Genomic DNA, 26,210 nt, shown 5'->3' on the forward strand with positions numbered 1-26,210 from the left:
GTTTTGGGCCATTTCACCAATGGAGAGCCGTATGAAATACGATTATACAGAAGTTTTAAAGGACCTGGTCAGGATCGATACCACCAATCCACCGGGAAATGAAAAAAAGGCGCTTGATTATATTCAAAAGATTCTTGATCGGGAAGGGATCGATTCGACGATTTACGAGAGCGCTCCCGGCAGGGGCAATCTCCTGGCCTGCCTGCCGGCCAACGAAGATGCGGCCGATAAAGATGCGTCTGATGAAGGTGCGGCAGACTGCGCGGCGGCCGAACGGCCGCTGATTCTCCTGAGCCATATTGACGTGGTCCTGGCAAAGGAATCCCAGTGGAAGCATCCTCCCTTTGCTGCGGTGGAGGAGGACGGCTTCATCTATGGGCGCGGCACCGTGGACACGAAGCAGCTGACAGTCATGGAACTGGCTGCCCTTCTGGCGCTGGCGGAAAATGGAGAGCAAAGGAAACGGGATGTCTTTCTTCTTGTGACCTGTGATGAGGAGAGCGGCAGCGCGCTCGGACTATCCGCATTTCTCGAGGAAACACTCTCCGCAGGCGGCCGTACCATCACGGGAAAGGAACTCTTTGAAAACAGTGAGGTAATCAGTGAAGGCGGAGGCTTCCCGATTCTGGTGGGAGACACGGCTTTTTACTTATGTGAGTCGGGGCAGAAGGGATGCGGCACCGTGGAATTTACCGTGGAGGCCAGAAATGCCAAAGGCCCATTCTTCGGAAGCGGAGACGGGATGGTGAGAGCCATGAAACTGGTGGCCGACATCGGGGCCCTGGAGCTGGAGCAGCGGAAGCTGCCTACGGTAGCGCGATTCGAAAAACGGCTTTCCGAATGTGCGGACGGCAATTGCCACGGTGACCCGGGCGCAGAACGCGCGAGTGATCGTTTCAGAGATGCACTGTCCCCGGTCATGAACAATATTCTGACGGCCATGAACCGGAATACCATGACGGTGACCATGATTCAGGGAAAAAACGTCAATCAGGTAAAAGTGATCTGCGACGTGCGGCTTCTGCCTGGTTACGGAACCGCATATCTGAAGGAGGTTACGGACCGCCTGGCGGAAAAATGGGATGCCGAATGCCGGATTCTATCCTTCAGCGAGGGCTATGAGAGTCAGCCGGAGGGCGGGCTGATCGGATGCCTGGAGGAAGCGACAAAGATGGAGCTGGGAGAAGACGGGGAACGGGCGGAGGTGCTTCCGTTCATTTCCATGGGATCCAGCGACGGACGTTTTCTGGTTCCCATGAAGGCGAAGGTATACGGCTACAGTCCTGTCCTTTCCTGGGACATGACCTTTGATCAGGCCGTTTCCATGGTTCACGGCGTCGATGAAAAGATTCACCGGGAATCGGTGCTGTTCGGATGCCGGGTACTTGAAAACGCGGTCTGCAGGGCGGTCTGCGGCTGATTTCACCAATGAAAATGAAAGCGAAAAGAAAGAAGGGGAACATTATGGTAGACAGAAAAAATGTAGCGGTTGAAAAGATGGACCGCGCAGTCCAGATATTAAAAGAAAATCAGATCGATATGTGGATGTTTTATTCCAGACTGAATCAGGATCCGTCACTGGAACTGATGTTCAATACCAATACAAAGAACGAGGTCCTGTTCGTGCTGACGGCGGAAGGGGATAAGATGGCGTTTGCGGAAGCGTCCGACGCGGCGGTATATGAAGCGGCCGGGATCTTTACCCGTGTGAAGACCGTGACACCGGATACGGTAATGAAGGAATTTGCAGCAGTGTGTGACGAAAAGAAGCCCAATCGGATCGCGGTCAACGATTCCACCGAGGATTCCCGCTGCGACGGCCTTGGACTGGGACTCTATAAAAAAGTATGCGGGGCTCTGGGTGAGGAACGCATGAAAGCGTTAAAGACCGGAAGCTACCGGATGCTGGAAGAACTCCGTGCGGTAAAGACACCCAGCGAGATTGCCATCATGGAAGAGTGCAGCCGCTTAACGACCGATATTTACGACGCACTTTTTGCGCGCCTCCATGTTGGACTCAGTGAAATCGATGTGGGAGATATTATGATGGAAGAGTGCGCAAAGCGGAACGTCATCACGGCCTTTGGAAATCCGCCGGAATATCCGCTGGTTCTTCTCGTCAAGGGCGGTATGTCCCACAGGAAGCCGAACGCGAAGAATATCTGCCTTCCGGGTGATATGCTGGTCATCGATTTCAGCATCCGATTTAACGGCTATACCTCCGACATCGCGCGTACCATGTATTTCTTAAAACCAGGTGAGGAGCATGCGCCGAAAGAGGTTACTGACTGCGCAAACGGGGCAATCCGTGCGGTTGGTGAGGTCATGAAGGTGATCAAACCGGGTATGAAGGGCTACGAGGTGGATGCAGTCGGAAGACAGTCCATTCTGGACAGCGGTTATCCCAATATCCCACACTCCGTAGGCCATCAGGTAGGCCTGGAAGTGCACGACGGCGGAACAACCCTCGGGCCAAACAGGGCCAGGTTAAGCTGCCAGGGCGTCTTGAGAAAGAATGAGATCTACGCGCTGGAACCGACCGTACTTCAGCCGGATGGACTTCCCTGTGCGATCATCGAGGACGACGTAATTCTGACCGATGATGGATGCAGACTGATCAGCAAACGCCAGACAGCGTTGATCGAGATCCCATACAGAGAGGCTTAATTCATGGAAAATGTGAAAGAGACACTGATTCATCTCATTTCAATTCCCTCGGTAACTGCATCTCCCTCCGAGAAGGAGGCCGTCATGTTCCTCGAACAGATATTAAAGGAGGAGGGGATCGAGACAGAGCGGATCTTTAAAGATCCGGAGCGGTTAAACCTCCTCGCCCATTTACCAGCCAAACAGCCGGAGGAAGGCCCCCTCGTGCTGATTTCCCACGTGGATGTGGTGGACGGCGATTCTGACAAATGGAACTGGCCGGTCTTCGGCGGAGTGGAAGAAGGGGGCAGAATCTACGGAAGGGGAACTCTGGATACAAAGCATTTAACCGTCATGGAGCTGAATGCATTTCTGAACCTGAAGCGGTCGGGAAGGAAGCTGAGACGCGACGTCTGGTTCCTGGCTACCATCGATGAGGAAGCGGGAAGTAAATTCGGTATGGAGTACGTGAAAGAGGCCAGGCCGGAGCTGTTTCAGAATGCCATGGTAATCAATGAAGGAGGCGGATTTCCCCTCCGGATTAACGGAAATGACTACCTGATGCTGACTGTGGGAGAAAAGGCTGTCTGCCGGGTAAAGCTTACGGCCTCGGGCCGCGGCGGCCATGCCAGTGCGCCCGGTGACGATCAGGCCATCTTAAAGCTGGCAGCCGTGCTGGAAGAGATTTTTGGAGCGGAGGATGAGCTGTGTTTCGGAAGCCACGCAACACAGGAAGCCATGGCCCGGATTCTGGGCGGCCGCACCTGTGACAATCCGGTGGCGGCCGATATCTTCGGATACGCGGGACAGAATACCATCGGCCTCCGGGATTACCAGATCGGAGACCGGAGCAATGTGATTCCGGCCGCGGCGGAAGTGGTTCTGGAGTTTAAAGTGCTTCCGGGCACGAGGGAAGAGGAGATCGAGGCGTTTGTAAAACGCCATGTGAAGGCCGGTGTGCAGTATGAGATCCTGAGCTTTGAGAGGGGATTTGAAAGCAATTTCGACAATTCCGCCTTGAAAAGCCTGATCGGGGATTTGAGGACGATCAGCAGGGAGGAGGGCTTCTCCTGCGAGGTTCTTCCCATGCTTGCGCTGGGACGCACGGATGGCCGCTTCTTCGGTTCGGAAGGCAGTATGGTTTACGGATGCTCCCCCCTGTTAATGGATGATTCCTTCGACGCAGTGCTTCCGAAGGTTCACGGAAATGACGAGAGTATATCCACGGAATCCTATCTCTTCGGATGCAGGGTGTTGGACCGCTTAATTGAGAAAAACTGTTTGTGAGCCGCAAAAGAGCGGCCTGCTATTACATAGTATGGAGGAAAATATGAAAAACTTTGAATTTCATAATCGTGTGATCCACGACGTGACTGAGAAACTGAAAGAACTGGACATAGACTTATTTTTAATCATTACCAGCGAGGGAAGCGATAAGATGACCCGGTTCATTCCCGGAGTCGATACCGTGGGTTCCGGAGCGTTCTTCTTTACAAAGGAAGGAAAACGCTACGGAGTGGCGTCTTCCATAGACGCTCAGGACGTAGAGGAATCCGGCCTGTTCGACGAGGTGATCCGCTATCAGGACTACGACAGCACGGTTGCCGGACTGCTGAAAAAGCTGAATCCGAAGCGGGTAGCCCTTGATTTTTCCGAGACGGATGCGGAATGCGACGGACTGACACTGGGGCGGTACGAGTATTATAAGGCTCATATCAAGGGACAGCTGGAGTTTTTGGAGGTCAGCTCTGATTTGTTTATTCCACAGGTTAAGGCTGTAAATCACCAATAAGATCAGGAGGTTATCGATGGGAAAATACATAAGAAAACGGTTAATACAGTCAATTCCCGTGGTGTTCGGCATTACGATACTGACCTATTTCATCATGAAACTGGCGCCGGGCGGCCCCCTGGCCAATATGATCAATCCGCGTACTTCTGCGGAGTCTATCTTAAGGGCCAAGGAAGCGATGGGCTTAAATAAGCCGATTATCATTCAGTACGTCAACTGGCTGAGGGAGCTGCTGCAGGGCAATTTCGGCTACAGCACCAATTCGGGACAGCAGGTTCTGGCCATGATTTTAGAGCGCCTTCCCGCTACGCTGCTGCTTACGGTAACAGCGTTTGTCATCAGCTTTGTGGTGGGAATTCCGCTGGGCGTATACTCTGCGACCCACAAATACTCGGCAGGAGATTACGGCCTTACCATCTTCTCCTTTATCGGTATTTCGATTCCCAGCTTCTTCTTTGGCATGGGTCTGATCTACATCTTCGCCATCAAGCTGAAATGGTTTCCGACGTCGGGCTTTGGCGATACCACCTTTAAGGGGACCGGGATGGCTCTGTTCCTGAATAAGATGAAGTACCTTGTCATGCCTGCCCTTGTGATGTCCCTGGCCAATCTGGCCACGGTCATGCGCTTTACCCGGTCGAGCATGGTGGAAACGCTGAACCAGGATTATATCCGCACGGCCAGGGCAAAAGGGCTCTCGGAGAAGGTGGTCATCTACCGCCACGCGCTGAAGAATTCCCTGATTCCCGTTATCACCATCTTCGGTTTATCCATCCCGAATTTATTCGGCGGCGCCTACATCACGGAAAAAGTGTTCAGCTGGCCGGGTATGGGGCTTCTGGGCGTTGATGCCATCGCAAACAGAGACTACGCAGTGCTTATGGGTCTGACTCTGTTTACGGCAATTCTGGTTCTCGTGGGCAATCTCGTTGCGGATATTCTCTATTCCTTCGTAGACCCGAGAATACGATACTAAGGAGGCTTCCATGGAGAAAAAAATTACATATAAAAAACGGACTAATCTCTTCAAGACGGATGCGTGGAAGCGGTTCAGCAAAAATAAACTGGCTCTGATCGGAAGCGTCATCATTCTTCTGATGATTGCCGCGGCCATACTGGCGCCCCTCATCGTACAGAATGATCCGTATGTATCTTTAACCGATGCAAACGGCCTCATTTTAAAGAACAGCTCTCCTGCGAAGAGCGGCACGATTCTGGGGACGGACAGCCTGGGACGCGATACGTTCAGCCGGGTGATCTACGCGGCCAGAGTGTCTATGAGCGTTGGCGTGGTGGCCGTTGGCATTTCCACCGGTATCGGTATTTTATTAGGAGCGCTGGCCGGTTATTTCGGCGGGTGGGTGGATACCTTTATCATGCGTGTGGTCGATGTTGTCTACTGCTTTCCGGTGCTTTTCCTGGTCATCATTATCGCAACCATCTTAAAGCCCAGCATCTATAATATTATGATTATCATCGGACTCTGTAACTGGACCGGAACGGCGAGGTTCGTCAGAGGCGAGATTTTAAGGGTCCGGGAGCTGGAGTATGTGCAGGCCTCCATCTCACTGGGGGCGACGGATGGACGCACTATTTTCCATCATATCATTCCGAATATCATGGCCCCGATTATCGTGGAAGCCACCCTTCAGATGGCGAGGGCGATCCTGACAGAAGCTTCCTTAAGCTATCTGGGTGTCGGTGTTCAGATGCCGACGGCCAGCTGGGGAAACATGCTGATGAGCGCCAACAACTTATCCACGCTGACGCTGCGCCCGTGGCAGTGGGTGCCGCCGGGAGTCTGTATTTTCCTGGCAGTGCTGAGCATCAACTTTATCGGTGACGGCTTAAGAGACGCATTTGACGCAAGACAGAAGAAGTAACCGCGGGACAGGAGTTTAGATGAAGAAGATACAATATGAAAAGAGGCTGTCGGGCCTCAGAGCTTACATCGAGGATCACGGCCTTACGGGAGCGCTGATCACTTCGTATGAAAACCGCAGATATTTCTGCGGATTTACAGGGAGCAGCGGTTACCTTCTCGTCACGCGTGACCACGTCGTTCTCATAACGGACAAACGGTATACGACCCAGGCGAAGGAGCAGACTGTGGACTGCGAGATCGTGGAGCACAGCCAGGACCGGCTGAGACTGGTGGCGGACACCATGAAGCGGCTTGGAATCACTTCTTCCGTCATGGAAAGCGGCATGACCGCCGGAGAGTATTTTTCCTTAAAGGAGCACTTGGGAGACCACAGGACCGTACTGGAGGATGAGTACTTTCTGGAGCTGCGCATGGTGAAGGACGAATGGGAAATAGAAGCCACCAGGGAGGCCATCCGGCGCGCCGAGGCAGGCTTTGACCGGCTGATTCCGAGACTTAAAATCGGTATGACGGAAAAGGATTTAGCGGACGAACTTCATTACCTGGTAAATAGAGAGGGCGCCGAGGCCATGAGCTTTGGAACCATTGTCGCCTCGGGCGCGCGAGGAGCCATGGCTCACGGATTTCCGACGAACAAGGTCATCGAAAACGGTGATATGGTGGTGGTTGACTTCGGCGTCATGTACGACGGTTACTGCTCCGATATGACGAGGACGCTGCTTTTCGGAGATATTTCCCAGGAAAACAGGAGGATTTTTAATCTGGTCCTGGAATCCGGAAAACGGGCCGTGGAAGCGGTGCGGCCGGGTGTGCACTCCAGCGAGGTGGAGGCGGCTCACAGGGCTGTATTTATCAGAGAGGGGCTGGACGATTACGCGCTTCGCGGATTGGGGCATGGAATCGGCCTTCAGATCCACGAATGTCCAAGAGTCCAGATTGGAAAGGACACGGTATTGAGGCCGAATATGATATTTACCATAGAGCCGGGCCTCTATTTCCCGGGAGTCTGCGGCGTCCGCACGGAGGATGACGTACTGGTGACGGAAAGCGGAGTGGAAAACCTTTCCCATACGCCGCATGAGATTCATATTGAATAGGAAAGGAGACCGTTAATGAGCTTATTGGAAGTAAAAGACTTAAAAACATATTTTTATACGGATGCGGGCTGCGCTAAGGCGGTGGACGGTGTATCCTTTTCCCTGGACAAGGGGAAGGTGCTGGGCATCGTGGGCGAGTCCGGATGCGGCAAGAGCGTGACCAGTTTATCGATCATGGGGCTGGTGGACCCGGTGACGGGAAGGCATGAAGGCGGGGAAATCCTGTTTCACGGGGAGGACTTAAGCAAGCTTTCGGAAAAGGAGAAGAGGAAGATCCGCGGAAATAAGATATCCATGATCTTTCAGGAACCCATGACCTCTTTAAATCCCGTGTTTACCGTCGGTTACCAGATCGAGGAGGCGCTGATGCTGCATCTCGGCATGGATAAAAACGCGGCCCGCCAGAGGGCAGTCGAACTGCTGAAGCTGGTGGAGATCCCGGAGGCGGAAAAGCGGGTGGATGAGTATCCCCACCAGCTGTCGGGCGGAATGAGACAGCGGGTGATGATCGCCATGGCGCTGTCCTGTAACCCCGAACTGCTGATCGCCGATGAACCGACTACAGCTCTCGATGTGACCATACAGGCGCAGATCCTGGAACTGTTAAATGAGCTGAAGGACAAGCTGGGCATGGCCATCATCTTTATTACCCATGACCTGGGCGTGATCTCGGAGATGGCCGACGAGGTGGTCGTCATGTATGCGGGGGAGATTGTGGAAAAGGCGGAGACACGCCAGCTTTTTGATAATCCCATGCATCCTTACACGGAGGGGCTCATGGCCTCCATCCCCGATATCGATCAGGAGGTGGACCGGCTCCAGACCCTGGAGGGACTGGTTCCCAGCCTCTATGATATGCCGTCAGGCTGCCGATTCGGCCCGCGCTGCAAGTATTATACGGAAGAGTGCGGAAAGAACCACAGCCAGTTGACCCGGCTTTCTGATCAGCGGGAAGTCAGATGCAGGAGGTATGAGCATGAGTGAAATCCTGATTCAGGCAAAAAATATAAAAAAATACTTTCCTACCAGTGACAGAAACAAGGTCGTGAAAGCCGTGGATGATATCAGTTTTGATATTTACAAGGGCGAGACCCTGGGGGTGGTAGGGGAATCCGGCTGCGGAAAATCTACCACGGGCCGCATGGTTTTAAAGCTCCTTGACTGTACGGAAGGAACCGTACTGTACAAGGGAAAAGACATTGGTAAGATGAAAGGAAAAGAAATGCGCTCCTTAAGAAAGGAAATGCAGATCATTTTCCAGGATCCTTATGCGTCGCTGGATCCGAGAAAGACGGTATTTCAAATCCTGGCAGAGCCGTTCTGGATTCACCATCCGGAGATGAGTAAGGAAGAGATCTACCGGGAAGTGGAAAAGCTGATCGAGTGCGTGGGGCTGCGTCCCGAGCATATCCTTCGCTATCCCCACGAATTTTCCGGCGGCCAGCGCCAGCGTGTGGGCATTGCGAGAGCGATCGCCCTTCATCCGGAGTTCGTGGTCTGTGATGAGCCGGTCAGCGCCCTGGATGTATCAATCCAGGCCCAGGTAATCAATCTGATGCAGGACATCAAAAAAGAGTACCAGCTGACCTACCTCTTTATCTCCCATGATCTGCGGATCATCAAGCATTTCTGCGACCGAGTCATGGTCATGTATCTGGGGAATATCGTGGAGCTTGGAACCAAAGAGGCGATCTATGGGAACCAGAGGCATCCCTATACAAAGGCGCTTTTATCAGCAGTATCCAGCGTAAAGGGGCACGGCAGCAAGAACCGGATTATCTTACAGGGCGATATTCCCAGTCCGGTGAATCCGCCCAGCGGCTGCCCGTTCCATACGAGGTGCAGCTGCTGTATGGATATCTGCAGGGAAAAGAAACCGGATTTAAAGAAGATGGCCGATGGCACGCTGGTAGCCTGTCATCTGGATATGGAATAAAACTACAACTAATTGGAGGATGGAACAATGAACAAGATCGTAACAGAAAACGCACCGAAGGCGATAGGACCGTATTCACAGGGAATGGTATTTGAAAATCTGGTATTTTCCAGCGGACAGATACCAGTCAATCCGGCGACCGGCGAAACCGAAGGAACCACCATCGAGACACAGGCGGCTCAGTCCTGCAAGAATGTGGCGGCGGTGCTGGAAGCGGCCGGAAGCAGCATGGAGCGCGTGATCAAAACCACCTGCTTCCTCGCGGACATGGCGGATTTCCCTGTGTTTAACCAGATTTACGAGACGTATTTTGTCAGCAGCCCGGCGCGTTCCTGTGTCGCGGTAAAGACGCTGCCGAAGAACGTGCTGTGCGAAATTGAAGCGATCGCTTATAAGGAATAGAAGAGGAGAGGACCATGGCTTTATTCGATGGAAATAATATAAAACTGGATGTGCTGAAAAAATGGGCTTACAATTACCGCTGGGCAGAGGTGCCGGAGGGAACCATTCCTTTGACGGCCGCCGATCCTGACTATCCGGTGGCGCCGGAGATCCGGAAGGCGCTTCGCGATTACGTCGACAACGGCTACTTTTCCTACACGCCGAAGATGGGCTATCCGGAGTTTATGGAGGCGGCCTCCAGAGCGCTGTGGGAGCGGAAACACGAGAAAATCAGTGAGGATTGTATCCTTCCGATTGACAGTGCGGCCAGAGGGATGTATATTATCGCTGAGACGTTTTTAAAACCAGGCGATGAGATGATCGTGTTTGACCCGGTGGATTACTTATTTAAGGAGTCCTGCCTCGCTGCCGGCGGCGTGCCGGTTCTGTTCCCGGCGAAGCTGAAAGACGGTTATATCGACTTGAGCGAGCTGGAAAACTATATAACGCCAAAGACGAAGATGATCGGGCTGTGCAATCCTCACAATCCATATGGAGTCCTCTACCGTCAGGAGGATTTGGAACACATCATGAGCCTCTGCGAGAAATACGGTCTGTATATTATGAACGATGAGATCTGGTCCGATATTGTGTATCCGGAGAATCAGTTTTTAAGCATTCTCTCTCTCGGAGAGGAACGGACAGGTCGTGTCATGAGCGTCTTCGGCTTCTCCAAGAGCTTTGGTATAGCGGGACTTCGGGCGGGAATGATCTACTGTACGGACAAAGCGGTGTTTGACCGCCTTGTGGATAAGTCCGCGGTGATGACTACGGCGGGCGGTATCGCTTCTGTATCCCAGATCGCGGGAATTGCATGCTTAAAGGAGTGCTACTACTGGGTAGATGAATTTATCGGCCATCTGGTAAAGAACCGGGATTACGCGGTGGAGAGAATCAACCGTATGCCGGTGATCCGCTGCCATAAACCGCAGGCCACGTATCTTCTGTATGTGGATATCAGTGGTCTGGGTGTGCCTTCCTCTCAGTTTACCGATTACCTGATCGAACACGCCGGCCTTGCACTGGTTCCGGGAGGGGACGCGTTCTTTGGCCCGGGATCCGAGGGCGGCATGAGAATCTGTTTTGCCACCAGCCATGAGATTCTGGAAGAAGGCTTAAACCGGCTGGAAAAGGGATTAAAGATGTTTCTGGAAGAAAATAAATAAGGAAAAGGTCGAGTTAATGATGCATGAAAATCTTCAGGTAATTCAAAAAATGTTAAGGAGCATCCATCAGATGCTCGGCGACAGGTATGAGGTCATTCTGCACGACTTAAGCCATGTGGAAAGCTCAATCGTTGGAATAGAAGGAAGCATCACCCACAGAAAGATTGGGGGACCGGCAACGAATTACCTGATTCAATTGCTGAGAGAGTACGGGGATGAGGCAAAAGACAGCATCAATTATAAAAACGTTATGCCTGACGGGCGTGTACTGCGTTCTTCCACCATTTTCATCAGAGACAACGATGGGAAAATCATCGGTTCGCTCTGTATCAACCAGGATCTGACGGATTTTATGGTTGCCAACCGGCTGCTGGAGCGGCTGGTGGAATTTAAGAATGAGGAGCACGAAGTGCCGAAGGAGATGTTTGCCCAGGATATTTCTGAGGTCATGGAATCCATGGTCGGCAGCGAGCTGGCCCTGGTGAATAAGCCGGTGGCCTACATGCAGAAAGAAGACAAACTGGCCCTGGTGGACGATTTGGAGCACAAGGGAATCTTTGATGTCAAGGGCTCTGTGGAATACGTAGCGGAGTGCCTGGGCGTGACAAACTTTACTGTTTATAATTATTTAAAAGAAATCAGAACAAAGCATAAGTAACCGCGTCAAGCGGATTGGGAGTCCCTGCAGGGCAAATGGCTGCAGGGGCTTCTTCTTGTTCCATAGGAATATTAATTCTATTCTGCCCGATATAAAATGTATCTGCTCTCTGTACGAAATCCCTGTTTTGTTGTATGATAATAGAGATAATTTTTATAATGGGAGGAATGGAACGATGAACTTACTGGGCAGCCTTGCAATCGCGTTTTCCATGTACTCTGTAATCCCCGTGCCCCAGGTATCCTGGACGAAGGAGCGGATGAAATACGCCATGTGCTTCTTCCCGTTAATCGGTGTGGTGATCGGAGCCTTGACATACGGTTCCGTGCTGGTGCTTACGATGCTTAAGCTGGACTGGATGGCTAAAATATTACCGGTCCTGGTGCCTCTCATCGTCACGGGCGGAATCCATATGGATGGGTTTCTCGACGTGACAGATGCCAGAGCCTCGCACGCGCCGGTGGAAAAGAAACTGGAGATTTTAAAGGACCCTCATACGGGGGCTTTCGCCATTATCGGCTGCTGCGTGTATCTGCTGCTCTATGTGGCGGTTTTCGGAGAGATGAAACCGGTGCTTCTGGGGGCCTACGGAGGGATTTTTGTGATATCAAGGGCGCTTTCCGGACTTGCCGTGGTGACCTTTCCGATGGCGAAGAACAGCGGACTCGCCGCGTCATTTTCCGGACAGGCACAGAAGAAGACGGTCGCCGTGACCATGTGGTGTTATCTGGTTCTGGCAGAAGGCTGGATTCTGTATGCGGGAGGAGCCGCGGCCGCATCGATAACAGCGGTTGGCGCCGCTCTGACATTTTTGTACTATTACCGTATGGCGAAAAAGGAATTCGGCGGAATTACGGGAGATTTGGCCGGATACTTCCTTCAGGTGTGCGAGCTGGTATTGACAGCGGTGCTGGCGGCTGTGACCCGCTTTGCCATATAAAGAACAGGAGAATATTTATGATATTTATTACGGGCGGTGCGTGGCAGGGGAAGACGGCATTTGCGGAAACACTTGCAGCAGGCCGGGCCACGCCGGGAATAGGAGAACACGTACTTTACACCGGTTCTAAAACGGAAGAGAGAACGCTTCCGGTGGCCAGCGGACGGAGGGATCCGTTCGAAACGGCCCTTGAGCGGCCGGTTATCAGCGGATTTCATTACTTTGTGAGACGACTGCTCTGGGAAGAGCGGGATGTCAATGAATTTATAGCCGCGATTGAGGCGAAGAATCCGGATGTCGTGATTACCGCAGACGAGATAGGATGCGGTATCGTTCCGGTAGACCCGGAGGAGCGGGCATGGCGGGAGGCAGCCGGGAGGGCGGCAGAAAAGCTGGCGGCAGATTCCGAAGCGGTGTACCGCATGATCTGCGGCATCGCCACCAGGCTGAAATGAGGGAGAACAGATGATACGTTACCATATACTGGCTGCATTTGCGGGCTGTGCCCTTGATGCGCTGTTTGGAGATCCACGGAGTATACCCCACCCGGTCTGCGGCATCGGTAACCTGATCGCATGGCTGGAGGCGCGGCTCCGCAAATGGTTTCCTGCAAACGAAAAGTCGGAGAGAAGGGCGGGAACCGTGCTGGTCGCGGCTGTTCTTCTGATCACAGGACTTGCCTCGCTGCTCGTTCTGGCCGCCGCGTACGCGGTTCATCCATTGGCAGGAGTGGCGGTGGAAAGCGTGATGTGCGGGCAGATGATGGCCTGGCGTTCTTTGAAAAAGGAGAGCATGAAGGTGTATGACGCACTGGCGGCCGGGGACACAGAGGGCGCAAGAACCGCAGTCTCCATGATCGTAGGGCGGGATACCGAAGGTCTCACAGACCTGGGAATTACGAAGGCTGCGGTGGAGACTGTGGCGGAAAATACCTCGGATGGAATCATCGCCCCGCTCTTTTACATGGTGCTGGGAGGCGGAACCGGGATATTTCTCTATAAGGCGGTTAATACCATGGATTCCATGGTTGGATATAAAAATGACAAATACATAAACTTCGGAAGAACAGCAGCCGGACTGGACGATGTGTGCAACTACATTCCTGCCAGGCTTTCGGCCTGTTTCATGATCGCGGCGGGTTATGTCCTGGAGGCGGCAGAAGGAGCCGAAAACCGTCATTACAGCGGAAGAGGCGGAATCCGGATCTTCAGACGTGACCGTTATAACCATAAGAGTCCCAACTCCGCCCAGACGGAATCAGTCTGTGCCGGCGTACTGGGAATTCAGCTGGCGGGAAACGCATTCTACTTCGGAAAGCTGTACGAGAAACCGACTATCGGTGATGCAGACCGGTCCGTGGAATATGAGGATATCCGGCGGGCAAACACGCTGATGACGGGAACGTATGCGGCGGCGCTGTTTGCAGCGGCGGTTCTTGGGCTTCTGGTTACAATACCATTTATTAGATAATCCGGCACTGCACAACAGACTGTAAAATTATAACAGTTCAGACGGCTCATCTTCTTGACCCCAAAAGCCGGTCAAGAAGCATCGGATATCCATCCGATGTAAAAATCAGTGCAAAAACGGTCTTATAAGCAGGCTTAACGCCCGCCTTTGCACTGATTTTTCCGCCGTCTGAACTGTTACGTAAAATGACAGAATGGAGATATACATCATGGAATACCAGCATGGAGGAGACATATATACGAATCGGGTGGAGCTGGATTACTCCGCCAACCTAAACCCGCTCGGGCTTCCCGAGGGTGTGAAAAATGCTTACATCGGGGCGGCAGACTGCTGCAGCGTGTATCCGGACAGCCGGTGCCAGGCCCTTCGAACGAAGCTGGCGGATTACCACCGGATCGGAAGGGAGGCTGTTCTCTGCGGAAACGGTGCGGCGGAGCTTATCTTTCTGATTGTACAGGCGAAGCGTCCGAAGCGGGCGCTGTTAATCGCCCCTTCCTTTCTGGAATATGAGCAGGCGTTAAAGGCCGCAGGATGCGGGACGACCTGGTTCGACTTAAAGGAAGAGGAAGACTTTGCCCTTTCGGTACCGGAGCTCCTCGCGCGTTTAAAGGAGGCAGAGGCGGCCGGACAGCGGCCGGATATCCTGTTCCTCTGCAATCCCAATAATCCCACCGGATTTGCGGTGGAACGGGAAGCGCTGATCCCTCTTCTGGAATACTGCGAAGAACGCGGCATTGTCTGTGTGGTGGATGAGTGTTTTATTGAGTTCCTGGATGAGCCGGAGCGCTTTTCCGTGATGAAGGAACTGCGGTCGGGACGTTTCCGCCGGCTGTTTATTCTGAAGGCATTTACGAAGCTTTACGCCATGGCCGGGCTGCGGCTGGGTTACGGTATTTCTCTGGACCGGAAACTTCTGGAAGCAATGGACGGCTGTCGTCAGCCGTGGAGTGTCTCCGGTCCGGCTCAAGCGGCGGGCGAGGCCGCGCTTGGGGAGACGGAGTATGTGAACCGGGCGAGGGAGCTGGTGAACCGGGAGCGAAGCTGGCTGAAGGCGCAGATGGAGGGCCTGGGGCTTTTCGTCTACGATTCCAGAGCCAACTATCTGTTTTTCAGGGATCCGGCGCAGGGCAGGGCCCGGACGCCGGAATCCCGCAGCCTCTATGACGCCTGCTTGAAAAACGGTGTCTTAATCCGTTCCTGCGCCAATTACCGGGGGCTTGACGGACGGTTTTACCGGGTCTGCGTAAAGGACAGGGCCAATAACGAGACATTTATCCGGGAGCTGAAAAAGGCGATGGAAGAGAGGGATTAAGATCAATGGCAAAATCAGTTATGATACAGGGGACGATGTCCAACGCGGGCAAGAGTCTGATCGCGGCAGGGTTATGCCGGGTCTTTAAGCAGGACGGCTACCGGGTCGCCCCTTTCAAATCGCAGAATATGGCGTTAAACTCTTATATAACGGAGGACGGGCTGGAGATGGGACGCGCCCAGGTGGTGCAGGCGGAAGCAGCCGGAATTAAACCGCAGGCGGATATGAATCCGATTCTGCTGAAGCCGACTTCCGACTCCGGTTCCCAGGTCATTGTTCATGGCGTACCGATCGGAACGATGCCGGCGAAAGAGTATTTTGCATATAAAAAGACGCTGATTCCCGAGGTGGAAAAGGCATACCGGAGACTGGAGGAGGAGTACGATATCATCGTGATCGAAGGTGCCGGAAGCCCGGCGGAGATCAATCTGAAGAAGGATGATATCGTGAACATGGGCATGGCGAAGATGGCGGATGCGCCGGTCCTTTTGGTGGGAGATATCGACCGCGGCGGAGTGTTTGCCCAGCTTTACGGGACTGTGGCCCTGCTTTCGGAAGAAGAGCGGGCGCGGGTGAAGGGGCTCGTCGTCAATAAATTCAGGGGAGACAAGACCATTCTGGAGCCGGGGCTGGACATGATCGAGGACCTGTGCGGCATACCGGTTACGGGAGTGATTCCTTATGCCGATGTGGACATCGAGGATGAGGACAGCCTGGGACACCATTTAAGCGGGACAGAAAAAGGGAAAAAGACGCTGGTGGACATTGCCGTCATACGGCTGCCCAGAATTTCCAATTTTACGGATTTCCAGGTCTTTTCCTGTATGCCGGAAGTCGGCCTTACGTATGTGAACCGTTTGTCGGATCTGGGAAAACCGGACCTGATCCTGCTTCCCGGGACGAAGAACACGATAGAAGATTTACTCTGGATGCGGGAGAACGGCCTGGAGGCGGCAGTGCTGAAGCTGGCGTCCGCCGGCGTTCCGGTGTTCGGAATCTGCGGCGGCTTTCAGATGCTGGGAGAAAGCCTGGAGGACCCGTTCGGTGTGGAGACGGAAACCTACAGAGGGCGGCCGGTGGAAGGGCTTAAGCTTCTTCCGGTAAGGACCGTATTCGGGAAAGAGAAGACGAGAACCCGGGTGACCGGTTCCTGTGCCTCCGTGGGCGGAATCCTGGAGGAGCTTTCGGGCATGGAGATCGAGGGATACGAAATCCACATGGGCGAGACGGTCCGCGCGGTGCCGCCCCTGTCCTATGTGATGGAGCAGAACGGCTCTCATCTGGCCAAGATGGATGGATGCCAGAGAAATCATGTCTATGGCACGTACATCCATGGATTCTTTGACCGGGAGGGAATCGCAGAGACGGTTGTGAGCGCTCTCCTTGAGAAAAAGGGGCTGACTGCAGTGCGAAACGAAGAGTTTCATTACGCCGCCTACCGGGAGCAGCAGTACGACCGTCTCGCGGCAGTCATCAGAGAGAGCTTTGATATGGCGGCGGTTTACGAAATGATGGGAATCGACAGCAATCGCATGACAGATAGCAGAAAGGAAGATTCAGAATGATAAAGACGGAACTGGAACGGGTGCTTCCCGGTGACATAGAGAAAAGGAGCTTTGAGATTATCACAGAGGAGCTGGGGGACCGGGTCCTGGACCCGGAAAATGAACTGGTCATCAAACGCGTAATCCACACGACCGCCGACTTCGACTATGCGGACAGCTTAATCTTTTCCGAACACGCAGTGGAGCTGGCGAAGGCGGCGATTAAAGAAGGCGTCCGCTTCATCACAGACACCAATATGGGGAAATCGGGCGTCAACCGGGCGGCCCTCCAAAAATGCGGCTGTACGGTGGACTGTTTCATGGCCGATGAAGACGTGGCGGAGGCGGCGAAACGGCTCGGAACCACCAGAGCCTGCGCCAGTATGGAGAAGGCGGCCGATTTGGGCGGAGACTGTATCTTTGCAGTCGGCAATGCCCCCACGGCGCTGGTCCGGCTGTACGAGCTGATTAAAGAGGGCAGGCTGAAACCGAAACTGGTGATCGGTGTGCCGGTAGGCTTTGTCAACGTAGTTCAGTCGAAGGAGATGATCCTTTCACTGCCCGACACCCCGTTTATTGTGGCGAGAGGACGGAAGGGCGGAAGCAATGTGGCGGCCGCCATCTGCAACGCGCTGCTGTATCAGTGCATATAACGGAACTGCATAGAGACAAAATCTTATTATTTACAGGAGAGAAGGGGTATAGATCATGAATTTATACAGCATTATTTTGGTGGACGACGAGGAAGAGGTCCGCAAGAGCATTATCAAACAGATCGACTGGGAATCAGCCGGATTCAAGGTGGTGGGGGATGCCGAGAACGGAGAAGACGCGCTGGAAAAGATCGATGTTTTAGAGCCGGATGTGGTACTGACCGATATCCGCATGCCCTATATGGATGGCCTTACGCTGGCGGAGAAAATCCGGCAGAGGTATCCTTCCATGAAGGTGGTTATTTTCTCGGGCTACGACGATTTCGAGTACGCCCAGAAGGCGATTAAGCTGAACGTGACGGAGTACATTCTAAAACCGGTCAACGTGGAGGAGCTGACCTCCATTCTGAAACATATCAAATCCAATTTAGACGAGGAGATCGAAGAGAAGCGCAATGTGAGCCGCCTTCGTGAAAATTACAGAAAGAGCCTGCCGATTATCCGCGAGCAGTTTTTCAACGACATGGTGCACCGGAGGCTGTCGGATGATTTGATCGAGTCGAAGCTTAAGGAATACGATATCCCGATTACGGGAGCCAGGAAATGGGTGATCGCGGCCATCGATGTGGAAAAGAGCGACGACAGAAGCAAAAAAACACTGTCACTCCACGAGGAGGAGGAACTGATTCCGATCTCCGTCATGCAGATTGTGAGGGAAAAACTGAAAAGCTACTGTCGTTTTTTCTTATTCCAATCCACGGCCGAAGCCGAAATGGTGGTGATCGCGGCGCTCGACGACGATAATACGACGACGGGGCTCATCGATGTTCTGGGAGATATCTGTAAGGAGGCCAAACGTATTCTGGAGGTTCCGGTCACCATTGGCATCGGCCACAGCGTGACCGGCCTGTCGAAGATCGCAGGCTCCTACCAGTCGGCGGTGGAAGCCCTGGGATATAAGGCGGTGGTAGGCAGCGGAATCACGATCTACATCAACGATATGGAGCCGGTGGGCAGCGGCAAGCTGGAATTTGACAATGCAGATGAGTCTGATTTTATTTCCGCAGTTAAGTTCGGACCGGATGAGAAGATCGAGGCCGTAACGGCCAGAATCTCCGGCAAGCTGGAATCGGCAAAGGTGCATTACCGCCAGCAGCAGGTGTATGTGTTTGGCGTCCTGAACACCATCATTCAGATGATCCAGCAGTATGATTTAAACCTGGAGGAGATTCTGGGAGGCGAGCTGGAATACTTAAGCGTCATCGATAAGCTTCAGAAGCGGGAGGAGTTCGGCGAGTGGCTGTTAAAGACGGCGCACAAGATGAACCAGGCCATCAATCAGGAGCGTGACATAACGACGCGCCAGGTGATCCAGCAGGCGAAGCAGTATATCATGGACAACTATCAGAACCCCGATCTGTCCGTGGAAATGATCTGCCGCCACCTGCACATGAGCCCGGCTTATTTCTCGACCATGTTCAAGAAGGAGACGGGGCAGGCCTACATCGCCTATCTCACGGAAATCCGCTTAAATAAGGCTGTGGAACTGTTAAACAAGACAGACGACAAGACGTACGTCATCGCCTCCAAGGTGGGTTACCAGGAGCAGAACTATTTCAGCTACGTATTCAAGAAAAAATTTGGAGTGTCACCGACGAAATTCCGTGGAGCCAGATAAATGAATAAAAAGAAAAACGGCAAGAGGATTCATAACAACAGTATACGGTATACGATCTTTACGTATTTTACCGTGACTGCCTTAGCAGCCAGTCTGCTCATCACATTTTCCATCTACCAGCGTCTGTCGAGCCAGGTGTCCGAGACGGTCATGGAGGAAAACCAGAGTCTGATCGGCCAGGTGGCGCGGTCTGTGGAGAGCTATCTGCGCACGGTCATGAAGCTGTCGGATTCCCTGTATTACGGTGCGGTCAAGAATGCGGACCTGTCCTCGGAGTCCATCAACAGCGAGATCACCCTGCTGTACGACAACAACAAGGACAATGTGGACAATATCGCCCTGTTCTCCCAGGATGGGGCTTTAAAGGAGGCGGTACCGGCGGCCAGAATCAAGACGAATCTGGACGTAACCGGAGACGGCTGGTTTTCCAACGCCCTGGAGAAGACGGAGAACCAGCACTTCTCCAATCCTCACGTCCAGTATATTTTCGACGGCAATGAAAGCCAGTACCGGTGGGTGATCTCTCTGTCCCGGGCGGTGGAGCTGACGGAAGGGACATCGACGGCGCAGGGCGTCCTTTTGGTGGATCTAAGCTACTCCAGCCTGGCGCATCTGTTTGAGGGCGTGACCACAGGCACAGGAGGCTACGTCTATTTAATCAGCAACGACGGGGAAATCCTCTACCATCCGAAGATCCAGCTGATCGATTCCGGACGGGTCTCCGAGAATAATTTAACGGCAGCCGGATACAAGGACGGAAACCATCTGGAAAAGTTCGAGGGGCGGGAGCGGATCATCACCGTGAAGTCCGTCGGTTACACGGGCTGGAAGGTCGTAGGGGTGACTCCAAAGAACGTGGTATCCCTAAACTCCATAAAGACAAGGCTGTTTATCATTTTCCTGATCACCCTGATTCTCTTTATTTTAACAATTATCAACTCCTATATTTCGTCCAGAATCACGAATCCCATCAAGGAACTGGAGAAATCCGTGGGAATTCTGGAGGAGGGAAATTTGGAGACGCCGGTCTATATCGGCGGATCGTATGAGATTCAGCATCTGGGAACCTCCATCAATAATATGGCCAGACAGATCCGGGTGCTCATGAACGATATTGTGACGGAGCATGAGGCCAAGAGAAAGCAGGAATTTGACACGCTGCAGTCTCAGATCAACCCGCATTTCCTTTATAACACTCTGGATATCATCGTCTGGATGATTGAAAATGAGCAGAAGGCGGAGGCGGTCAAGGTAGTGACGGCGCTTGCGCGGTTCTTCCGTATCAGCCTGAGCAAGGGCAAGAGTATCATCACCGTGCACGACGAGCTGGAGCACGTGCGCAACTATCTGATGATTCAGCACATGCGTTTTAAGAACAAGTTTTCTTACTACATCGACGCCGCGGATGACTGCCTGGAGCTGGCCAGTTTAAAGCTGATGCTCCAGCCGCTGGTGGAGAACGCGATCTACCACGGGATGGAATTCATGGATGGCGACGGCGAGATCACGCTTAAGGTGTGGAAGGAAGGGGAGGACTTATACTTCACGGTCCGCGACAACGGGCTGGGCATGACCCGGGAACAGGTGGAAAGCCTGTTTTCCGACTCGATTTTAGTGACCTCCAAGAAGGGATCCGGAATCGGCGTAAAGAATGTGAATGAGCGGATCAAACTTTATTTTGGCGAGGAGTACGGACTTAGGATCGATTCAGAACCGGACGAGGGGACGGAGATTACCATCCGCCTTCCCGCCGTTCCCTACAGCCGGATTCTGGCGGAGGGCGGAGAAAGATGAAGATGACAAGGCGGGAAAAGATGATATGGAGTCTGCTTGCGGGAGTTTTAGTCCTCCTGTTTCTGCTGTCCTCCACGGATTTGATTATTAAGGAAAAGAAGACGGAGATTTATCCGATATCCATTGTGATTGGAGATACCACGGATGATTACTACACAAATTTCCGCAAGGGCGTGGACAAGGCCGCGGATGAGTACAACGTGGATGTCAACTTCATTACCCTGTACGAGAAGGGAGATGTTACGGAGCAGATGGAGCTGTTAAAGCGCGAGATTGACGACGGAGCGAAGGCGGTGGTACTGGTGCCTTTAAAGCAGCAGGAGTGCAGCGCCATACTGGATGGAATGGTCCTAAGCAGCCCGCTGATCGTCATGGGAACCATCTTCCCGGGCGACTGGGCCATGAGCGGAATCTCACAGGATTACCAGGAGACGGGGAAGATGCTGGGGGAAGCCATTGCAGGGGAAGATACTCCGGACAAGCCGGTTCTCGTATTCTCCGAGGGGCTGGAGTACGGCTACAACAAAGAAGTGTACAGCAGCCTTCTGGCGGCGCTCTCCCAGGCGGGCTTCCATGTGCAGCTCTACGAAAAGTACAGAAGCGGCACTTCCGGCGCCCTTACGGCGGAAAGTGAAGATGGCTTCCGCCGCACGATTGAAGAAAACACGGTTTCCGGCAGCGGGGATGAGATCTTCGTTGCCCTGGACGTGCAGAGCCTGGACCAGGTGGCGGATATCATCGCGGGAAGCCCGGATTCTGGAAAAGACACACCGAATCTCTATGGCTTCGGCAGCACGACGAAGATATTGAATCAGATGGACCGCGGCGTGATAAAGGGCCTTGTGACGACAAAACAGTTCGATGCCGGATACTTAAGTATTGTGAAGGCCGTGGAGGCCATCGAGAAGCGCGGCGACCGGGATCAGATCGTGCTGGAATCGTATTACATCGAAAAAGATGATTTGAAAGAGACACGTTTTGAGAAAATTCTTTATCCAATTGAGTAAGGAACAGAGGAGAGCAAATGAAAAAGAAACATGCATGCATCGCAGTCGTGATAATAGCCGTTATCCTTGTATCGGGCTCCCTGCTTTTCCAAAGCCGAAGCCGCGGTGAAAAAGAAGAGAAAAAGATGCTCAGGATCGGTGTGACACTTTATCGGGGAGATGACCCATTTATCAATAATATCCGCGGAAAAATGGAGGAGAAGGCAAAAGTCTATGAGAAGGAGACTGGAGTTAAAGTGATTCTTGATGTGGCGGATGAGAAAGGGAATCAGAATACACAAAACAGCCAGGTGGACCGGTTTATTTCCCTGGGGGTAGACGTGATCTGTGTCAATATGGTGGACCGCTCATCTGCTTCCTATATTATCAGCAGAGCTATGGATGCCGACATTCCAGTGGTATTTTTCAACAGAGAACCGGTGGAAGAGGATATGAGACGTTGGGAGAAGCTTTATTACGTGGGGGAAGATGCCAAGGAATCGGCGGTTTTGCAGGGAAATATTCTGGTGGAAGCTTATAAGAAAGACCCTGCTGTTCTGGATTTAAATGGTGACGGCAAGGTAAGCTATGTGCTTCTTGAGGGAGAAACGAGCCATCAGGATTCCCTGATCAGAACGGAGTGGTCGATTCAGACCTTAAAAGATGGAGGCGTTCCCCTGGAAAAGATCACCGGGGGTATTGCAAACTGGGAGAAGAGCCAGGGCTCCGCGTGGATGGAGAAATGGCTCGATGAATATCCGGATAAAATCGAGCTCGTGATCAGCAACAATGACGAAATGGCTCTGGGTGCGGCTGACGCGGTGGAGCGGAAGAAAATCACGAGACCTATCAAGATCGTGGGGATCGACGGAACGCCCCAGGGAATCGAGGGGCTGAGTTCCGGGAAGCTCTTTGGAACCGTGCAGTGTGACAGCGAGGAGTACGCAAATGTGGTGTTCCAGATCGCCGCTGCGGCCGGACTTGGACAGAATGTACAGGAAATCGTGAGTTTGGAAGGAGGAAAATACTATAATTGCAGGCAGACTGCACTAACAGCCGATAAAAAATAAAAAGTCTTGTGCATGTTGCGATTCAAACCATGGAAAAACAGGTAAAAAACAGAATATCTAAGAAATTTTATATAAAAACGAAAAAAATCATATGGAAATATGCCTAAAATAAAGATATAATATGGGTGTCGATGAGGAAAAATGACGAATCGGCAAATACTATACTATATCTAGGGAGGATTTATCATGAGATTACTCAAAAAAGTAGTAGCAGTAGGTATGGCGTCCACTATGGTATTTTCCATGGCAGGATGTGGCTCCAAGACAGCAGAAACACCAACAACAGCAGCTCCGGCAGAGACGACAACCGCCGCAGCAGCAGGAGAGACAACAGCAGCTCCGGCAGAGACAAAAGCCGCTGATGCAAAAGTGGAGAACAAGGATAAGCCCTTAGTATGGTTTAACCGTCAGCCCTCCAGCAGTGCCACAGGACAGCTTGACATGACGGCGCTGAACTACAACAAGGATACATATTACGTAGGTTTCGATGCAAATCAGGGTGCTGAACTTCAGGGTACCATGGTGAAAGAGTACATCGAAAAGAATATTGACACCATCGACCGCAACGGTGACGGAGTCATCGGTTATGTTCTGGCTATCGGCGATATCGGACATAACGATTCCATCGCTCGTACAAGAGGCGTTCGTAAGGCCCTTGGAACAGCGGTAGAAAAAGACGGCAACATTGTCAGTGATCCGATTGGTACAAACACAGATGGTAAGGCAACAGCCGTACAGGATGGAACACTTGAAGTCGGCGGAAAGACATATGTCGTTCGCGAACTTGCTTCCCAGGAGATGAAGAACTCCGCAGGAGCTACATGGGATGCAGCGACTGCAGGCAACGGAATTGGCACATGGTCTTCTTCTTTCGGCGATCAGATTGATATCGTTGCTTCCAACAACGACGGTATGGGAATGTCCATGTTCAACGCATGGTCCAAGGACAACAAAGTTCCTACATTTGGTTATGATGCAAACAGTGATGCAGTAGCCGCTATCGCAGAAGGCTACGGCGGAACCATCAGCCAGCATGCAGATGTTCAGGCATACTTAACACTTCGTGTTCTTCGCAACGCTCTCGATGGAGTTGATATTGATACTGGTATCGGTACAGCGGACGATGCAGGCAACGTTCTGAGCAGCGATGTATATGTATACAAAACAGATGAGCGTTCTTACTATGCATTAAACGTTGCTGTTACAGCAGATAACTATAACGATTTCATGGATTCCACAATGGTTTATGCACCAGTAGCAAATCAGCTGGATGCTGCTGCCCATCCGGAAAAGAATGTATGGCTGAATATTTACAATTCAGCTGATAACTTCCTGGGTTCAACCTACCAGCCACTTCTTCAGAAGTACGACAAGCTGCTTAACTTAAAGGTTGAGTACATCGGCGGTGATGGCCAGACAGAGTCCAATATCACAAACCGTCTTGGAAATCCGAGCCAGTACGATGCATTTGCAATTAACATGGTTAAGACAGATAACGCGGCTTCTTACACATCTTTACTTGATCAGTAAGATTCACTAATATTAAAGATGGGCAGGCTATTAGGGAGAAGAGATTCTCCCTAATAACCTCTTTTAATAATCAGGCGTTTTTTAGCAGAGGAGTAAAAACAATGGCAGATAAGAAAGATGATATCGTCTTATCAATACGCGGTATGAGCAAGTCCTTTGGCCGAAACAGGGTTCTGGACCATATCAATCTGGATGTGAAGCGCGGAACCGTTATGGGGCTTATGGGTGAAAACGGCGCCGGGAAGTCCACCATGATGAAGTGCCTGTTTGGTACCTACCAGAAGGACGAGGGAAATATCTTCCTGAAAGGAAAGGAAGTAAGCTTTTCCGGACCGAAGGATGCCCTTGAAAACGGAATTGCAATGGTTCACCAGGAACTGAATCAGTGTCTGGAAAGAAATGTTATTGACAATCTGTTCCTCGGTCGTTATCCGGTCAATTCCATGGGGATTGTTGATGAAGGCAGAATGAAAAAGGAAGCTTCCGAGCTTTTCAGAAAGCTGGGCATGACCGTTGACCTTACTCAGCCCATGCGGAACATGTCTGTATCACAGAGGCAGATGTGTGAGATTGCCAAGGCAATCTCCTATAATTCCCAGGTAATCGTTCTCGATGAGCCTACTTCCTCCTTAACGGTACAGGAAGTGGATAAACTTTTCGAGATGATGAGAATGTTAAAAGAGCAGGGAATTGCCCTGATCTACATCTCTCATAAGATGGATGAGATTTTTGAAATTTGTGATGAGATATCAGTGCTTCGTGACGGCAACCTGGTTATGACAAAGAGCACCAAGGATGCCAACATGAATGAGCTGATTGCGGCCATGGTAGGCCGTTCACTTGACAACCGGTTCCCTCCGGTTGACAATACCCCCAAGGATGTGATTTTGTCCATCCAGCATTTATCCACGAAGTTTGAACCCCATTTGCAGGATGTTTCCTTCGATGTAAGAGAAGGGGAGATCTTCGGGCTGTATGGACTGGTGGGCGCAGGGCGTACGGAGCTTCTGGAGACGATCTTTGGTGTCCGTACCCGAGCCGCAGGGCGTGTTTACTTTAATAAGCGCCTTATGAATTTCGGAAGTGCGAAGGAAGCCATGGAGCATGGATTTGCTATGATCACTGAGGAACGAAAGGCCAATGGGCTTTTCCTGAAGGGTGATCTTACGTTTAATACCACCATTGCAAACCTGGAGCAGTATAAGACCGGGATCGCGCTCTCTGATGTAAAGATGGTAAATGCGACTTCGAAGGAAATCAAAATCATGCATACCAAGTGTATGGGGCCGGACGATATGATATCGAGCCTTTCCGGCGGTAACCAGCAAAAGGTTATTTTTGGAAAATGGCTGGAACGCGAGCCTCAGGTTTTCATGATGGATGAACCTACAAGAGGGATCGATGTCGGCGCGAAATACGAAATATATGAGTTGATCATCAATATGGCGAAGCAGGGAAAGACAATTATAGTTGTTTCCTCTGAGATGCCGGAGATTCTGGGAATTACGAACCGTATTGGTGTTATGTCCAATGGACGGCTGTCTGGAATTGTGAATACAAAAGAAACAAACCAGGAAGAGCTTTTAAGACTCAGTGCAAAATACCTATAATG

The 26,210-nt window shown here is 52.0% G+C and carries 24 protein-coding genes; all 24 read left to right on the forward strand.

The annotated features are described in order from the left end of the window. Window positions 1–31 precede the first annotated feature (31 nt). Window positions 32–1,420 (forward strand): M20/M25/M40 family metallo-hydrolase, encoded by a 1,389-nt coding sequence (locus DFR60_RS20090; protein ID WP_110324479.1) that lies wholly within the window; start codon window positions 32–34, stop codon window positions 1,418–1,420. A 44-nt stretch (window positions 1,421–1,464) separates the two neighbouring features. Continuing rightward, window positions 1,465–2,667 carry a M24 family metallopeptidase gene (locus DFR60_RS20095; protein ID WP_110324534.1) on the forward strand — a complete coding sequence of 401 codons (1,203 nt, stop codon included), beginning with the start codon at window positions 1,465–1,467 and terminating at the stop codon, window positions 2,665–2,667. A 3-nt stretch (window positions 2,668–2,670) separates the two neighbouring features. Then, the gene (locus tag DFR60_RS20100; RefSeq protein WP_110324480.1) at window positions 2,671–3,933 is read left to right on the forward strand and encodes a M20/M25/M40 family metallo-hydrolase; all 1,263 of its coding nucleotides are present in this window, start codon (window positions 2,671–2,673) and stop codon (window positions 3,931–3,933) included. A 43-nt stretch (window positions 3,934–3,976) separates the two neighbouring features. Next, the gene (locus DFR60_RS20105; protein WP_110324481.1) at window positions 3,977–4,438 is read left to right on the forward strand and encodes an aminopeptidase P family N-terminal domain-containing protein; all 462 of its coding nucleotides are present in this window, start codon (window positions 3,977–3,979) and stop codon (window positions 4,436–4,438) included. Between the two features lie 16 nt (window positions 4,439–4,454). Further along, window positions 4,455–5,414, forward strand: a complete 960-nt coding sequence (locus tag DFR60_RS20110; RefSeq protein ID WP_025530738.1) for an ABC transporter permease — start codon at window positions 4,455–4,457, stop codon at window positions 5,412–5,414. A gap of 10 nt (window positions 5,415–5,424) precedes the next feature. After that, window positions 5,425–6,321 carry an oligopeptide ABC transporter permease gene (gene opp4C, locus DFR60_RS20115; RefSeq protein ID WP_002603512.1) on the forward strand — a complete coding sequence of 299 codons (897 nt, stop codon included), beginning with the start codon at window positions 5,425–5,427 and terminating at the stop codon, window positions 6,319–6,321. Between the two features lie 19 nt (window positions 6,322–6,340). Next, a complete protein-coding gene (locus tag DFR60_RS20120) occupies window positions 6,341–7,420 on the forward strand; it encodes a M24 family metallopeptidase (protein ID WP_110324482.1) in 1,080 nt (359 codons plus the stop codon). 15 nt (window positions 7,421–7,435) lie between these two features. Beyond that, window positions 7,436–8,404, forward strand: a complete 969-nt coding sequence (locus DFR60_RS20125) for an ABC transporter ATP-binding protein (RefSeq protein ID WP_110324483.1) — start codon at window positions 7,436–7,438, stop codon at window positions 8,402–8,404. Then, window positions 8,397–9,356 carry an ABC transporter ATP-binding protein gene (locus DFR60_RS20130; RefSeq protein WP_110324484.1) on the forward strand — a complete coding sequence of 320 codons (960 nt, stop codon included), beginning with the start codon at window positions 8,397–8,399 and terminating at the stop codon, window positions 9,354–9,356. Before DFR60_RS20125 ends, DFR60_RS20130 begins: the two co-directional genes overlap by 8 nt. 27 nt (window positions 9,357–9,383) lie before the next feature. Then, window positions 9,384–9,758, forward strand: coding sequence for a RidA family protein (locus DFR60_RS20135; RefSeq protein WP_110324485.1), 375 nt, complete (start codon window positions 9,384–9,386; stop codon window positions 9,756–9,758). A gap of 14 nt (window positions 9,759–9,772) precedes the next feature. Beyond that, entirely contained in the window at window positions 9,773–10,963 is a 1,191-nt protein-coding gene (locus DFR60_RS20140; protein ID WP_110324486.1) for an aminotransferase class I/II-fold pyridoxal phosphate-dependent enzyme, read from the forward strand. Window positions 10,964–10,979: 16 nt separating this feature from the next. Beyond that, window positions 10,980–11,621 carry a helix-turn-helix transcriptional regulator gene (locus DFR60_RS20145; RefSeq protein ID WP_025530740.1) on the forward strand — a complete coding sequence of 214 codons (642 nt, stop codon included), beginning with the start codon at window positions 10,980–10,982 and terminating at the stop codon, window positions 11,619–11,621. 175 nt (window positions 11,622–11,796) lie between these two features. After that, complete coding sequence (locus DFR60_RS20150; protein WP_110324487.1) at window positions 11,797–12,561, forward strand: adenosylcobinamide-GDP ribazoletransferase; 765 nt, start codon at window positions 11,797–11,799, stop codon at window positions 12,559–12,561. A 17-nt stretch (window positions 12,562–12,578) separates the two neighbouring features. Continuing rightward, window positions 12,579–13,016, forward strand: coding sequence for a bifunctional adenosylcobinamide kinase/adenosylcobinamide-phosphate guanylyltransferase (locus tag DFR60_RS20155; RefSeq protein WP_110324488.1), 438 nt, complete (start codon window positions 12,579–12,581; stop codon window positions 13,014–13,016). A 10-nt stretch (window positions 13,017–13,026) separates the two neighbouring features. Next, window positions 13,027–14,031, forward strand: a complete 1,005-nt coding sequence (gene cbiB, locus DFR60_RS20160) for an adenosylcobinamide-phosphate synthase CbiB (protein WP_110324489.1) — start codon at window positions 13,027–13,029, stop codon at window positions 14,029–14,031. A 208-nt stretch (window positions 14,032–14,239) separates the two neighbouring features. Beyond that, the gene (locus DFR60_RS20165; RefSeq protein ID WP_110324490.1) at window positions 14,240–15,343 is read left to right on the forward strand and encodes a pyridoxal phosphate-dependent aminotransferase; all 1,104 of its coding nucleotides are present in this window, start codon (window positions 14,240–14,242) and stop codon (window positions 15,341–15,343) included. Between the two features lie 5 nt (window positions 15,344–15,348). Beyond that, on the forward strand, window positions 15,349–16,908 hold the full coding sequence (locus DFR60_RS20170; RefSeq protein ID WP_110324491.1) for a cobyric acid synthase: 1,560 nt from the start codon (window positions 15,349–15,351) through the stop codon (window positions 16,906–16,908). Then, entirely contained in the window at window positions 16,905–17,540 is a 636-nt protein-coding gene (locus tag DFR60_RS20175) for a precorrin-8X methylmutase (protein ID WP_110324492.1), read from the forward strand. Before DFR60_RS20170 ends, DFR60_RS20175 begins: the two co-directional genes overlap by 4 nt. 55 nt (window positions 17,541–17,595) lie before the next feature. Then, window positions 17,596–19,218: a response regulator gene (locus tag DFR60_RS20180; protein ID WP_110324493.1), complete on the forward strand. Its 1,623-nt coding sequence runs from the start codon at window positions 17,596–17,598 to the stop codon at window positions 19,216–19,218. Further along, window positions 19,219–21,012, forward strand: a complete 1,794-nt coding sequence (locus DFR60_RS20185) for a sensor histidine kinase (protein WP_110324494.1) — start codon at window positions 19,219–19,221, stop codon at window positions 21,010–21,012. Further along, window positions 21,009–22,019 carry a substrate-binding domain-containing protein gene (locus DFR60_RS20190; protein WP_110324495.1) on the forward strand — a complete coding sequence of 337 codons (1,011 nt, stop codon included), beginning with the start codon at window positions 21,009–21,011 and terminating at the stop codon, window positions 22,017–22,019. Before DFR60_RS20185 ends, DFR60_RS20190 begins: the two co-directional genes overlap by 4 nt. 17 nt (window positions 22,020–22,036) lie before the next feature. Further along, on the forward strand, window positions 22,037–23,068 hold the full coding sequence (locus DFR60_RS20195) for a galactose ABC transporter substrate-binding protein (RefSeq protein WP_110324496.1): 1,032 nt from the start codon (window positions 22,037–22,039) through the stop codon (window positions 23,066–23,068). Between the two features lie 219 nt (window positions 23,069–23,287). After that, window positions 23,288–24,598 (forward strand): substrate-binding domain-containing protein, encoded by a 1,311-nt coding sequence (locus DFR60_RS20200; RefSeq protein WP_432764123.1) that lies wholly within the window; start codon window positions 23,288–23,290, stop codon window positions 24,596–24,598. Window positions 24,599–24,699: 101 nt separating this feature from the next. Next, window positions 24,700–26,208 (forward strand): sugar ABC transporter ATP-binding protein, encoded by a 1,509-nt coding sequence (locus tag DFR60_RS20205; RefSeq protein ID WP_110324498.1) that lies wholly within the window; start codon window positions 24,700–24,702, stop codon window positions 26,206–26,208. Window positions 26,209–26,210: the final 2 nt, after the last annotated feature.

It is taken from the genome of Hungatella effluvii, from assembly GCF_003201875.1.
Lineage (GTDB): Bacteria > Bacillota > Clostridia > Lachnospirales > Lachnospiraceae > Hungatella > Hungatella effluvii.

What these genes read in the sequence shown, in the direction of transcription:
- DFR60_RS20090 (WP_110324479.1), top strand. Translation starts at nt 32, where the DNA reads ATGAAATACGATTATACAGAAGTTTTAAAGGACCTGGTCAGGATCGAT.
- DFR60_RS20095 (WP_110324534.1), top strand. Translation starts at nt 1,465, where the DNA reads ATGGTAGACAGAAAAAATGTAGCGGTTGAAAAGATGGACCGCGCAGTC.
- DFR60_RS20100 (WP_110324480.1), top strand. Translation starts at nt 2,671, where the DNA reads ATGGAAAATGTGAAAGAGACACTGATTCATCTCATTTCAATTCCCTCG.
- DFR60_RS20105 (WP_110324481.1), top strand. Translation starts at nt 3,977, where the DNA reads ATGAAAAACTTTGAATTTCATAATCGTGTGATCCACGACGTGACTGAG.
- DFR60_RS20110 (WP_025530738.1), top strand. Translation starts at nt 4,455, where the DNA reads ATGGGAAAATACATAAGAAAACGGTTAATACAGTCAATTCCCGTGGTG.
- opp4C (WP_002603512.1), top strand. Translation starts at nt 5,425, where the DNA reads ATGGAGAAAAAAATTACATATAAAAAACGGACTAATCTCTTCAAGACG.
- DFR60_RS20120 (WP_110324482.1), top strand. Translation starts at nt 6,341, where the DNA reads ATGAAGAAGATACAATATGAAAAGAGGCTGTCGGGCCTCAGAGCTTAC.
- DFR60_RS20125 (WP_110324483.1), top strand. Translation starts at nt 7,436, where the DNA reads ATGAGCTTATTGGAAGTAAAAGACTTAAAAACATATTTTTATACGGAT.
- DFR60_RS20130 (WP_110324484.1), top strand. Translation starts at nt 8,397, where the DNA reads ATGAGTGAAATCCTGATTCAGGCAAAAAATATAAAAAAATACTTTCCT.
- DFR60_RS20135 (WP_110324485.1), top strand. Translation starts at nt 9,384, where the DNA reads ATGAACAAGATCGTAACAGAAAACGCACCGAAGGCGATAGGACCGTAT.
- DFR60_RS20140 (WP_110324486.1), top strand. Translation starts at nt 9,773, where the DNA reads ATGGCTTTATTCGATGGAAATAATATAAAACTGGATGTGCTGAAAAAA.
- DFR60_RS20145 (WP_025530740.1), top strand. Translation starts at nt 10,980, where the DNA reads ATGATGCATGAAAATCTTCAGGTAATTCAAAAAATGTTAAGGAGCATC.
- DFR60_RS20150 (WP_110324487.1), top strand. Translation starts at nt 11,797, where the DNA reads ATGAACTTACTGGGCAGCCTTGCAATCGCGTTTTCCATGTACTCTGTA.
- DFR60_RS20155 (WP_110324488.1), top strand. Translation starts at nt 12,579, where the DNA reads ATGATATTTATTACGGGCGGTGCGTGGCAGGGGAAGACGGCATTTGCG.
- cbiB (WP_110324489.1), top strand. Translation starts at nt 13,027, where the DNA reads ATGATACGTTACCATATACTGGCTGCATTTGCGGGCTGTGCCCTTGAT.
- DFR60_RS20165 (WP_110324490.1), top strand. Translation starts at nt 14,240, where the DNA reads ATGGAATACCAGCATGGAGGAGACATATATACGAATCGGGTGGAGCTG.
- DFR60_RS20170 (WP_110324491.1), top strand. Translation starts at nt 15,349, where the DNA reads ATGGCAAAATCAGTTATGATACAGGGGACGATGTCCAACGCGGGCAAG.
- DFR60_RS20175 (WP_110324492.1), top strand. Translation starts at nt 16,905, where the DNA reads ATGATAAAGACGGAACTGGAACGGGTGCTTCCCGGTGACATAGAGAAA.
- DFR60_RS20180 (WP_110324493.1), top strand. Translation starts at nt 17,596, where the DNA reads ATGAATTTATACAGCATTATTTTGGTGGACGACGAGGAAGAGGTCCGC.
- DFR60_RS20185 (WP_110324494.1), top strand. Translation starts at nt 19,219, where the DNA reads ATGAATAAAAAGAAAAACGGCAAGAGGATTCATAACAACAGTATACGG.
- DFR60_RS20190 (WP_110324495.1), top strand. Translation starts at nt 21,009, where the DNA reads ATGAAGATGACAAGGCGGGAAAAGATGATATGGAGTCTGCTTGCGGGA.
- DFR60_RS20195 (WP_110324496.1), top strand. Translation starts at nt 22,037, where the DNA reads ATGAAAAAGAAACATGCATGCATCGCAGTCGTGATAATAGCCGTTATC.
- DFR60_RS20200 (WP_432764123.1), top strand. Translation starts at nt 23,288, where the DNA reads ATGGCGTCCACTATGGTATTTTCCATGGCAGGATGTGGCTCCAAGACA.
- DFR60_RS20205 (WP_110324498.1), top strand. Translation starts at nt 24,700, where the DNA reads ATGGCAGATAAGAAAGATGATATCGTCTTATCAATACGCGGTATGAGC.